Below are 12,218 nucleotides of genomic sequence, written 5' to 3'. Positions count from 1 at the left end.
CGCCCGCCGAGGGAGCGGTCGTGGCTGGCGCTCACCCGTTGAATGCGGCGCTGAACGTGAAGCCGTCGTGTGCCGTTCCTGTGCGCGCGGCATCGACGATCGGGACCAACCGCGGGCCGGCTGGCTCGCGATCCGCCGTCGTGGGGTGGCGGATTCGGTGTGGGATGGAGGTGTGATGCTGTGGCGAGGATGAGTCGTCGGGCAGCGTTGGGTATCGGCACGGTGGCCACGGCGGGGGCGGTGTTCGGGTTGGCGGGTCCGGCTGCGGCGGCGCCGGGTGGTGCGGCTGGGCGTAAGTCGGATGGCGACGCGCCCCGTCGTACCCCGGCGCAGCGGGTTGCCGACGTGTACCAGCAGGAGAAGACCCGGGCCGGGGGGAACTGGTACGCGTACGTGAGCGTGGTGGGGTCCGACGGCGCGCGTCAGGTCGCGGTGCAGGAAAATCCGGACACCGTGGTCGAGGCGTACAGCGTCAACAAGATCGCGGTTGCCACGGCGGTGCTGGACAAGATTGATCGGGGTCTGCTGACGCTCGACCAGCGGGTGGATGTGACCGCGGACATCGTGGTGCCCAATGGCGACGGTATTTTCAGTCTGGACGGCGCGTATCCCAGCTCGGTGACGTTGGGGCATGTGCTCGCGGCGTTGTTGACGGTGTCGGATGACACGGCGGTGCGGTTGTGCGGCCTGGTGTGTCCGGCCGCGGAGTTGAACCAGATTCTGGTGGACAAGGGTTTCCCGAACACGCAGGTGGAGCCGGTGGCGAACCCGAACCGGTTCTACCTGGGCACCAGTACCGCGCGGGAGACGCACGATCTGTTGCAGGCGTTGGTCGGGGGGACGTTGTTGTCGCCGGCGTCGACCGCGTTTCTGCTCGGTCTGTTGCGGTCGCCGATCGCGTTCACCGATGGGATCCGGCGGACGATGTCGTCCGATGAGCGGGCGCGGGTGGCGACGAAGGCGGGCTGGTTTGCCGACGCGCGGCATGAGGCGGGGGTGATGTTTGACCCGGCGGGTGCCGCGGTGTTGACGTACGTGCTGTTCGCGGATGGTCAGGCCGACGCGGACAACTTTGGCTCCACGCATCCGGCGGTGCGGGCCCGGGCCGTGATGGGTCCCCAGTTCCTCGCCGCCGTGAACGGGGTGACCAATCCCGCCGCGCCGGTCCACCAGCCCCGCCGGTACCAGCCCAGCAACGGCGGCTGAGCGGAATCGACATGGCGGGACCGCGCGGGACGAGGACCTTACCGGGCTCCGCCCCGGCGGCGGGCCGGTAACGGCGGCGTCCGGCGGGTGCCGCCGGTACGGCGTGACCGGTCCCGTCCGTGGACGGGACCGGTCCGGTCGGGTGTTGAGGAGGATGAGGACGATGGACGTACGCACCCCGGGGAAGCGCCGGGGAGCGGGACCGATCCGGGTGATCCGGGCCGCGGGTGCGGCGGCACTGCTGGCGCTGCTGGCCGGTTGTGGGACAGGCCCGGCGGCGACCGAGACGACGGCGGCGGCGCCGGACGTCTCCACCACGGCGGCGAGCTCCCTGCCGGCGTCCAAGCCGCTGGGGGTCAATCCGCCGCAGGGCAACTTCTATTCGTACGCGCCCACGATCGTCGAGCAGGGCAACACCCGCCACGTGTTCTACTGCGGCAACCGGGAGAGTGGCCGGGTCTACGACCACGTCATGCTCAGCGTGGGGAAACGGAACGGGAACACCTGGTCGTACAGCGCTCCCCGGGTGGCATTCGGCCCGGCCCAGGGTCCGGCGTGGGCCAACTACCACATGTGTGACCCCCAGGTGTTGCGTGGCCAGTTCCGGTGGAACGGCCACGTCTACCCGTGGGCGATCTTCTTCACGGCGTACGGCTGCAAGACGCAGGCGGCGCCGTGTCCACCCGAGCAGGAGTCGCCGAACCAGCTCGGTGTCGCCTTCAGTGACTCGCTCGACGCCGCGCCCAGCGGGTGGAAGGTCTACCCCACCCCGCTGATCTCCTACGACCGCGAGTTCGGCGGCCGGTGCCCGACCGGTCACTACTGCGTCGGCCAGCCCGCGGCGACCTCGGTCGACGGTGCCGGACGGATCCTGCTGTTCTACCAGGGCAACGGCGGCTTCGTACGCCGCGAGGTGAACCTCGCCGACATGGCCAACCCGGTCATCGGGCCCGCCGTGCCGCTGCCGGCCGCCGGCCTGCCGGACTGGCTGCACAACGCCTCCGTGGTCTACCGCCCGGACCGCGACCGGTTCTACATCTCCTACGACGCGGGCGTGTGGAACAGGAACCCGAACGGGCCGCCGGTGCAGACCGACACGGTGGTGGCCTCCATCGAGGGCTCCGCCATCTGGAGCGGCTCGGGCACCTGGCGGGTCGAGGAGCGGATCACCCCGGCGCACTCCGGGCACGCGTTCAACCACAACTCCGGACTCGTGCAGGGACCGTACGGGACGACACCGTCGAGCACCCTGGAGATCGTGCACACCGTCGCCGACGGCTGGACCTCATCCGGCGGGTGGGGCGTGTGGACGTACCGCCTGTGGTTCAACACCTATCCGATGCCCTGATCGGCGATCGCGCTCGCCGAACCCGGCCCGGCGCCGCCGGCCGGGCTGTCCGGTGGGCTCCGCCGGCGCCGGACCACGGGTGGTCCGGCGCCGGAGCGGTTACGGGGGCGGCCACCGACCGGTGGCCGCCCCCGCCTCTTCAGAGCCGGCCGCCCCGCGACACCCGGGTCGGGTCACCGGCGCGCCGGCCGGTGCCCTGCACCGACGCGCCGTCGTTCGCCCTGACCCCGGCGGCACTGGCCGTGCCGCCGAGCCGCACGATCATCGCGTCGGCGTCCCGGACCAGTACGTCCCGGACCTCCGCCTCGCCGACCAGCGCGGGGTCGGCGGCGAGCGCCTTGAACGCGGTGAGCTGCTGGATCGCCCGCCTGTCGTTGCCATTCGCCTCGGATTCGCGGACCGCGGCGAGCTTGTTCGACAACTTCCGGTGCGCCGTGGCCGAGAGCCACCCCGTCGCCCGGAACCGGTCCAGCAGGTGCCGCATGTCCCGGAACGACGTGGTGACGAAGAACCGTACGGTCGAGGTGGTGCTGTTGCCCGCCCGGTCCGTCGCGGTCACGGTCAGCTCGTGCAGGCCGAGCGACAGCTCGTACATGGCCTGCAACGTGTTCGGTTGGTACGGCCGGCCGTCCAGCGTGCCGACCGTCGCCCTGATCCCGGAGACCGGGTCGACCGCCGACCAGGTCACCCGCACGTCCTGGCTGTCCCCGTAGAGCTGGCCGTCGGCCAGCCCGGAGACCAACACGGTGGGCTTCGTGCCGTCGATGGACAACACCGCCGACTTGAGCGTCTCGACGTTGCCGGCGGCATCGGTGGCCCGGTACAGCAGTTCGTGCTGCCCGTCGCCGCTGACGGTCACCGGCTCGGTGTACCGCGTCCAGGGCCCGCCGTCCAGCGACCACTCCAGCGTGGTGACCCCGGATCCGGCGTCGGTCGAGCTGAGCGTCACCGGGACGGCCCCGCCGTGCCAGCCGTCGTCGGTCGGCGGCGCGAAGGCCGCGGTGCTGACCGGCGCGGTGGCGTCGATCCTCACCTGGACCGACCTCGTCTCCTCGACGTTGCCGGCCTTGTCCGTCGACCGGAACCGCAGTTCGTGGCTGCCGTCCCCGCTGACCGCGACCGGCTCGGTGTACCGGGTCCAGGTCGTGGCGTCGTCGAGCTGGTACTCGGTGCCGGCGACCCCGCTGCCGCCCTCGTTGTCGGTGGCGGTGAGGGTGACGGTGACCGGCCCGGTGTACCAGCCGGCGGTCGGGGTCCCCGAGACGTCGGCGGTGGTCACCGGGGCCACCTCGTCGACCGTCCCCGTGCGGAGCCGGAAGTAGTCGAACGAGACGGTCTTCGAGGCGGTCTGCGCGGCGCCGAGGCTGAACAGGCCGATCCGCGGGGTGTCACCCACGGCGGCGTTGGTCAGCGGCTCCAGCGTCGTCCAGGTCTGCCCGTCGGCCGAGTACGCCGCCGTGTAGGTGTCACCCGATTTCGCCAGCCGCAGGTGCCAGACCCCGCCGGTCAGGTTCGACGCGTTCGGCTGCGGGTCCTGGACCGTACCGGCGATCTCACTGCGGAACTCGATCCGCCGGACCAGCGGCTGCCCGGCCTGGTTGTCGACGATGTAGTCGAACTTCAGGTAGTTGTCGTCGTCGCCGTAGACCATCAGCCCGGCCTGCTGGTACTGCTCGGTGAACCGGCTGCCGTCGACCTTCGTCTCGATGACCCAGTCGCCCTCCGGGGCGGTCTGCAGGATGAAGTTCGTCGGGCCGGTGTTGCCGGTGCCGTAGATGTCGCCGTTCGGCACGTCGATGTGCAGCGCACCGTCGGCGACCCGGTACGCCGCCGGGTCCTCCCGGACGATGCCGTCCCACCGGCACGCGTCCAGCGCGTCCCCGGTGAACTCGTCGGACGGGTCCACCGGTCCGGCGGGCTCGTCCGGGCTGAGCCGGAACCAGTCGAACGCGGCGTCGATCACCGGGGCGGTGGTGCCGCCATTCAGCGCGAACAGCCCCACCTTCGGCTGGTCGATTCCGGCCAGCGGAGCCGGCCGCCCGACCGGGGTGAAGCTCTGCCCGTCGGCCGAGTACGCCGCGGACAGGTTCGTGCCGTCGCTGGTCAACCGCAGGTGGATCCACTCGGCCGCGGGGGCCGCCGTGGAGTCGTCAGCCTCGTTGCGCGGCGAACCGGCGGTCTCCCGGATGAACTCGATCCGGGGTGCTCCGGAGAAGAGCAGGTCCAGCTTGGCGTAGTTGTCGTCGTCGCCGTACACCAGCAGGCCGGCCTGCTGGTAGTCCGCCGCCACCGGCAGCCGGAGCCGGGTGGTGGCCTGCCACGCGCCGTCCGGCGCCGGTTGCAGCACCAGGTTGGTGGCGTCGTTGCGGGTGCCGTACAGGTCGCCGACCGAGGTGGGCAGGACCAGCGTGCCGTCCCGTACCGCCGGGAGCTGGTCACCCCGGACCACCGCCGACCACCGCGTCCGGTCCAACTCGGCGCCGGTGAAGTCGTCCGAGCGGGCGCCGAAGCAGGAGGTGTTCGGCGCCTCCACCCGTACCGTCACGGACGCCGACGCCTGGGCGCCGCGGGCGTCGGTGACGGTGAGGGTCGCCACGAACGTGCCCGGCGCGGTGTAGGTGTGGTTCACGTCGAGCGTGCTGGCCGTGCCGCCGTCGCCGAAGTCCCAGGCGTACGTCAGCGGGGTGTCGCCCTCGGCGTCGGTGGCGGTGCCGTCGAAGGCGACCGCGACCGGCGCGGTGCCGGTGGTGGGGTTGGCGCTGACCGACACCACCGGTGGGGCGTTCTCGGTGATGCCCCGGCCGAGGAAGTCGACCCAGTTGACGTTGAGGATCGCCCCGGTGCCGGTCGCCCCGACCGGGTTCTTCGCCACGAAGAAGAGCGGCCCGCTCGCCGTGCTCGGCGTGGTCAGCTCGGTCGTGACGCTGGTCCAGGTCTGCCAGCCGCCGGTGTGCGGCACGGTGGCGGTGGCCAGCACCGGGCCGTCCGCCGCGCCGGCGCGTACCTCGATCCGCGCCCCGCCGCCGGCCGAGGAGACCCGGAACCGCAGCCCGTCGATGCCGGTCAGGTTGGCCGGGGCGACGGTCCAGTAGTCGCCGTCCTCGATCCAGCCGATGTTCTCGAAGCCGCCCTCGGGGTCGCTGGTGGCCTCGGTCTGCACGCCCGGGTCACCGCCGCCGACCCCGTCCGGAGCCCGGCCGGTCGCCGCGAAGTACTCGGCCTGCTTCCGCTTGGGCTGCAACTGCTCGATCGCCCGGCCGGTCAGCGGCTTGGCGCCGCCGGCACCGCCGCCGTCGGTGTAGGTGGCCTCGAAGACCGCGAAGATGTCGGCATCCTCGCCGTGCCCGCCGGCCAGCGAGGTCTGCACCACGCCGGTGCAGCCGGTGTGCTCGTCCAGCGGGTGGGCGTGCTCGTCGTGGCCCAGGTAGTACTGCAGGGTCACCCGGTCGCAGTCGATCGTCCCGTCCTCCGGGTCGGTCACCGTGACCGTGTACCGCACCTGGTCACCCCAGTTGAAGAAGCCACCGTCCGGGGGAAACTCGATGGTCACCGTCGGAGCGGTGTTCCCCACGGTGATCGGGACGTTCGCCACCGCGGTCCGCCCGCTGTCGTTGGTGACGGTGAGCTGGGCGGTGTAGTTGCCCGGCTCGGTGTACGTGTGGGTCGGGTTCGGCTCGGTGGACTCGCCGCCGTCGCCGAACGTCCAGGCGTACGTGATCGGCCCACCGTCCGGGTCTCGGGAGCCCTCGCTGGAGAAGGCCACGGTGAGCGGCGACGGGCCGGAGGTCGGGTTGCCCGTGGCGACCGCGATCGGCGCCCGGTCCCCGGCGACGTACTCGATCCGGTAGACCCCCGAGTCGTCGTTGTTGCCGCCGAACCCGCTGCCCCACTCGATCAGGTAGAGCGCCCCGTCCGGGCCGAACTCGAAGTCCATCGGCCGGACGAACGTCATCCCGGCGAGCAGCTGGTTGATGTCCACCAGGGACCGGCCGTCGGCGCCGACCTGGAAGGCGTACATCTTCGACTGGTTCCACTCGCCGAACATCGCCTTGCCGTCGTAGTACGCCGGCCACTTGCGCTCCGAGGGGTTTTCCGGGTCGTACCGGTAGACCGGGCCGCCCATCGGGGCGCCGCCGCCACCGATCTCGGGGAAGCGCGGGTTGCCGCTGTAGTCGTAGTCGACGGTGGCCGGAATGGCCGGCGGCAGGTTGGTCAGCCCGGTGTTGTTCGGCGAGTCGTTCACCGGCGCCTCGCAGTCGAACTTCGGCCCGCTCGGCCCGGACGGGAACTGGTAGTCGTTGTACGCGTAGTTCGCGCCGTGGCAGTACGGCCAGCCGTAGTTGCCGGGCTGGCTGATGGCGTTCCACTCGACGGTCCCCTCCGGGCCGCGGTCCGGGTTCGCCGCCCCGGCGTCCGGGCCGTAGTCCGCCACGTACAGCGTGTCCGTCGCCGGGTCGATGCCGATCCGGAACGGGTTCCGGAAGCCCATCGCGTAGATCTCCGGCCGGGTCTTCTCGGTCCCCGGCGGGAACAGGTTCCCCTCCGGGATCGTGTAGGTCCCGTCCGGCTGCGGCGTGATCCGGATCACCTTGCCGCGCAGGTCGTTGGTGTTTCCGGAGGTACGCTGGGCGTCGTAGTCCTGCCGCCCCGGGCGTTCGTCGATCGGGGTGAACGAGTTGGACTCGAACGGGTTGGTGTTGTCCCCGGTGGCCAGGTAGAGGTTGCCGGCGCGGTCGAAGACCATGCTGCCACCCGCGTGACAGCAGGTGTTGCGCTGGGTGTCGACGGTCAGCACCACCTTCTCGCTGGCCAGGTCGAGGGTGTCGCCGACGACCGTGAACCGGGACAGGACGTTGCGCGGCACCCCATCGTTGGGCGCGTAGTAGAGGTAGACCCAGTTGGTGGTGGCGAAGTTCGGGTCGAGCCGGATGCCGATCAGCCCGTCCTCGTTACCGGTGAAGACGTCGAGGTCGGCGGCGGTGACCGTACGCCCGGTGTCCGGTTTGATGATCTGGACCCGGCCGTCACGCTCGATGTAGAACACCCGGCCGTCCGGCGCGACGTCCAACTCCATCGGGTTGTTGGTGTTGCTGTCCAGCGTCACCTTCTCGAAGCTGCTGGTCAGCGAGGCGCTACAGTCCGCGTCCACCACCCCGGCCGCGGTCTGGATGCCGCCGAGCAGGTGGGCCAGGAACTCCGGCTCGGAGTACGACTCCGGGGTGTGCCCGCCGGCCGTGTACCAGGCCCGGCCGCCGTCGTAGTCCTGGCACCAGGCGACCGGGTGGTCGTGGCCCATCGCGCCGGCTCCCGGCGAGTAGCTGGTCTCGTCGAGCGAGGCCAGGACGTGCACGCTGGCCCGGGGGTTCTCGCGGAAGTTGTACCACTCGTCGTACCGGGACCACCGGTCCGGGAGCGACGCGGTGGAGGGGTGCGCCGGGTCCTCGACCTTGATGCTCGCCTGCTGGTTGGCGGGGTGGGAGGCGAAGTACGCGCCGACCAGGTCGCCGTACCAGGGCCAGTCGTACTCGGTGTCCGAGGCGGCGTGCACCCCGGCGTACCCGCCGCCGGCCCGGATGTAGCGCTCGAACGCGGCCTGCTGCTCCGCGTTGAGGACGTCGCCGGTGGTGGAGAGCCAGACCACGGCCTGGTATCGGGCGAGGTTCTCGTCGGTGAACGCGGCGGCGTCCTCGGTCGCGTCGACGGTGAAGCCGTGCTCGGCCCCGAGCTGCCGGATGGCGGCGATGCCGGCCGGGATGGAGTCGTGCCGGAAGCCGGCGGTCTTGGAGAAGACCAGGACGGCGAAGGGGTCGGTCTCGGTCGGTGCCGGCGCCGCCAGCGGAGTGCCCGCGGGGGCCGCCGAGACGGGGGCGGCGGTCAGCGCGGTCGTGGCCAGGGCGAGCGCCGCGGTGGCGCCGAGCAGGGTACGGGTGAGCGGGACGCGGCGTGGGGTGGTGTGCTCGCCGCGTGGTGTCGTGGGGATGTCGCGGACACGGCGATGGCTCAACACAGAGGATCTCCTTCGTCCGATGAGGACGGTTGGGGGATCCCGGGTCGGCTCGCCGAAGGTCCGCCTCGGGGTACGGGGCCGTGTCGTGGCCCGCCGAGGCCACGACCGCCGAGTTCTGTCTTGTCGTTGAACAAAATTAGGGCCGCCGACCGGCGGACCGGAAGACGGAAGCGAGGGGAATTCCGGTAACGGTTAGGTAACGGACCGGAACCGTCTGACTACGCCGACGAGGCCCGCCCGTCGCGATGGTCAGGAGATCGGTACGGCGTGACCGGTGACCCGGACCCGAGGGTCGACCGGGTCGATCTCGACCACCAGCTCGCTCGGGCGGCCCAGGTCCTCGCCCTGCCGAATCAGCACCGGGACCTCGGGTGCCCGGCCGATCGTGCGCAGGTAGCCGCCGAAGGCCGCGGCCGCCGCTCCCGTCGCGGGGTCCTCCACGACTCCGCCGACCGGAAACGGGTCGCGGGCGTGGTAGAGGTCGTCCGACTCACGCCACACCAGATGCATGGTCGTCCAGCCGCGCCGGCGCATGAGTTCGGCGAGGCCGTCGAAGTCGTAGTCCAGCGCGGCCAGCCGGGCCCGGGAACGGGCGGCCAGGACGGGATGCTCGTTGCCGGCGTAGGACACGTGCGGAGGCAGGCTGGGGTCCAGGTCGTCCGGTGCCCAGCGCAGGGCGCGCAGCGCGGCGGCCAGCTCGGCCTCCTCGGCGGGGCGAGACCGGGTCGGGACACTGGTCAGGGTGGCGCGGGTGAGGCCGGCGTCGGTCGTCGTCACCAGGGGGATCTCGCCGGCGGGCGTGTCGAAGGTCAGCAGACCCGGGCCCAGGCGTTCGGCGAGCGCCACCGCGGTCGCGACCGTGGCGTGCCCGCAGAACGCCACCTCGGCGAGCGGGCTGAAGTAGCGGAGGCGGAACCGTCGCCGCTCGTCGTCGCGTACGGTGACGAAGGCGGTCTCGGAGTAACCCACCTCCCGGGCGATCGCCAGCATCGCCGCCTCGTCGAGCGCGGCGGCGTCGAGCACGATGCCGGCGGGGTTGCCTCCGGCCGGGTCGGCGGTGAAGGCCGAATAACGCAGGATCGCGGCGGCGGTGTTCACGGCCGCGATCGTGCCACAGGCCCCTCCGGGGGTCGACCGGGATCCGGCCGGCCAGCGCGGCCGGCGGCCGGGGCGGGCTCGTGGCTGCCGCCGTCCCGGTCGCCTCGGAACGCCGTCCCGCCGCCGGACGTCGACCGGCGGCACCCGGGGTCCCGCCCGGACCCGTCCGATCGCTCGGGCCGCGCGACGGCGGGTGGGGTGCCGGCCAGCGTCGGCACCCCACCCCCGCGATCAAGGGCGGTCAACCGGTCGCGCAACTCGCGGTCGGTGTGGTGTTGTTGCCGTTCTTGTAGAGCGTGATGCCGAAGTCGTTGCCGTTGCCGTTCGGGCGTGCCGTGAGGGTGCCGCTGGTGCCGCTGATCGTCGCGTTCCAGCTGTTCTGCAGGGTCTGGCCGCCACTCGTCTGGATGGTGACGACCCAGTTGTTGGTGCCGCTGACCGAGAACCTCGTGTTGAACCGGTCGCTCCACTCCTCGGCGCGGGTCACGCTGACCGTGCAACCGCCGTTACCGGGGTCGGTCGGGCCGGAGCCGCCGCCCCCGACCGTGATGTTCGCGCTACCGCTGCTCTGGTAGCCCTCGGTGGCCATGATCTGGTAGTAGTGGGTGCCGAGGTTCATGCCCAACCGGGCCCAGGCGTCGAAGTGGTTGCCGACGGTGATGGTGCCCCCCACCCGCTTCGACTGGCGGACGCTCCAGTACTGGTAGAACGTCGCGGTGCCGTCGATGGACGGTGCGTTGACCCGCTGCGTCCGATAGATGTCGTAGGTCCCGCCGTCGCTGGTGACCGTCCCAATGGGGCTCGCGCCCGGGGGCCGCCAGCTGCCCCAGCTGTCCACGATGTAGTACTCGATCAGCGGGTTTCTCGTCCAGCCGTAGAGGGTCAGGTACGAGTTGCCGTTCGGGTTGTAGCTGCCCGAGTAGGTCACGGTCCGACGCGTGCCGGGGTTCCAGCCCTTGCCGACGACGAAGTTGTTGACGTTGCTCCACTGGACGCTGTACTGGCCACCGTTACCCAGGGTCATGGTGACGTTGCCGCTGTCTTTCCAGAAGGAGTAGAAGTAGCCGCTGTGCGTTCCCTCCTGGTTCGTCGTGATGGTCTGGGCCTGGGCGGGACTCGCCAGGATCGCCATGGTCCCGGTCGTGACCAGCGCGATGGCGCAGGCGCCGCCGACGAGCATCCTGAGGCGTCCGCGTCTGCGGGGTGTCGGGGGGACGGGGGCGTCGTTCATGGACGTGCTTCCTCCTCGTGACGGCTGGCGGGAGGCCAGCAGCGTGGTGCGACCCCGCGCGGCTGTCGGTGACCACGGACGGCCATCGGACGTCGGGGTCGTACCACCCGGTGGTGGGTTGGCCGGTCGTCCCGGGTGACGACCGGAGGCGTGGGTGGCGGTGGGTGGCATCGATGCTCATTGAGCCACGTCGATGGCGACAGTATTGGCTGTGCCCGTCGACTTGTCAACAACTTTCGGAAACGTTGTGGAAACCCTGTCGGGCGCCGCATCTTCCCGCCGGGACATTGATCCTGGACAGCAGTGGCGCAGAATCGATCTTGAGGTCGGCGTGAACCCGGCGAGACTCTGGACGAATGATCGCTGTCCGAATCTGATTCCGAAAGTTCCGGAGATGTTCCGGACCGTGGCGCGGCGTACCGGCTGGCGACCCCAGGACGCCGGACGGACCGGTTCGACGGATCAGATCGGCGGCCCAGCCGACGGCCGGTCCGGCACCCGTGGAGCGGCCCGCTGGGCGTGGGGGTGCGGGCTCGACACGCCACCACCGCCCCGTTTAGCCACCAGCTGCCCGGGAACGCCGACCACGGCCTCGACCCGACGGGCGGCGGGCCGGTACGAGACGGGTTTTTCAGCTCCGGAAGGACGAGGGCGTGATCGGACCGGTGCAGCTCCTGGTGATCGGCTTCAGGGGGTCGGAGCCGCCGGACCAGATCACCCAGGACCTGCGGCGGCTCAGGTCCGGTCCCGTGGTGCGGATCATCGACGCCCTGCTCGTGAGGGTGGACCGGAGCCGTGCGGTCGAGCAGACCCCGATGCCCGACCTGATCGACGACTCGGTGGAGCACCCCGGCCGGTATCTCGAGGCGCTCTTCCGCCGCGCCAGTGCCGCGAACACGTTGGGGGAGAGCCGGAGCGAGGGCGTCGGATACCTCTTCCGGGGTGACGAGATCCCCCAGCTCGAACAGACGATCCCGCCCGGAAGCGGCGGTCTCGCGCTTCTGCTGGAACACCGCTGGGCCATTCCGCTCCGTGACTCGGTCGTGCAGGCGACGGTCCGTCCGCTCGCCGACGCCTGGATCGGTCGCGAAGGACTCCAGGAACTGGGGCTGATACCGCCGGACAACGGCTGACCCGATCCGCTCGGACGGGTCGGCCGAATCGGTGGATCCGGCGGGTGCCGGGTGCTTGCCGCGCCTGCCGACCCTGCTCGACGAGCCGGCACCCGGCACCCGAGAGCCGCGCGTCCCGCTCGCCGCGGTCGTACCGCACGATGCACGGTGACCCGGGCCGACCGGTCCGTCCGGTCCCGGGCCCGGCGGCGCCGG

Annotated in this window: 6 protein-coding genes; 3 read left to right on the top strand and 3 right to left on the bottom strand. The window is 71.2% G+C overall.

The features are described from left to right. Positions 1-345 precede the first annotated feature (345 nt). Together EF879_RS25910 and EF879_RS25905 are read left to right on the top strand one after the other, a co-directional pair. On the top strand, positions 346-1,206 hold the full coding sequence (locus tag EF879_RS25910) for a serine hydrolase (protein WP_233604763.1): 861 nt from the start codon (positions 346-348) through the stop codon (positions 1,204-1,206). A gap of 163 nt (positions 1,207-1,369) precedes the next feature. Continuing rightward, positions 1,370-2,554, top strand: coding sequence for a hypothetical protein (locus tag EF879_RS25905; RefSeq protein ID WP_123563116.1), 1,185 nt, complete (start codon positions 1,370-1,372; stop codon positions 2,552-2,554). A 139-nt stretch (positions 2,555-2,693) separates the two neighbouring features. Here EF879_RS25905 and EF879_RS25900 read toward each other — a convergent pair whose 3' ends face one another. The 3 genes from EF879_RS25900 to EF879_RS25890 form a co-directional block, all read right to left on the bottom strand. Next, positions 2,694-8,534: a ThuA domain-containing protein gene (locus EF879_RS25900; protein ID WP_370375562.1), complete on the bottom strand. Its 5,841-nt coding sequence runs from the start codon at positions 8,532-8,534 to the stop codon at positions 2,694-2,696. A 276-nt stretch (positions 8,535-8,810) separates the two neighbouring features. After that, the gene (locus EF879_RS25895) at positions 8,811-9,659 is read right to left on the bottom strand and encodes a PhzF family phenazine biosynthesis isomerase (RefSeq protein ID WP_233604761.1); all 849 of its coding nucleotides are present in this window, start codon (positions 9,657-9,659) and stop codon (positions 8,811-8,813) included. 241 nt (positions 9,660-9,900) lie between these two features. Beyond that, the gene (locus EF879_RS25890; RefSeq protein WP_123563114.1) at positions 9,901-10,890 is read right to left on the bottom strand and encodes a glycoside hydrolase family 11 protein; all 990 of its coding nucleotides are present in this window, start codon (positions 10,888-10,890) and stop codon (positions 9,901-9,903) included. Between the two features lie 653 nt (positions 10,891-11,543). Between EF879_RS25890 and EF879_RS25885 the strand changes: the two genes are divergently transcribed. After that, a complete protein-coding gene (locus EF879_RS25885; protein WP_123563112.1) occupies positions 11,544-12,023 on the top strand; it encodes a hypothetical protein in 480 nt (159 codons plus the stop codon). Positions 12,024-12,218: the final 195 nt, after the last annotated feature.

Source organism: Micromonospora sp. HM5-17 (assembly GCF_003762835.1).
Taxonomy (GTDB): Bacteria; Actinomycetota; Actinomycetes; order Mycobacteriales; family Micromonosporaceae; genus Plantactinospora.
The sequence above is the reverse complement of the archived record's forward strand: the minus strand, read 5'-3'. Positions and strand labels throughout refer to the sequence as shown.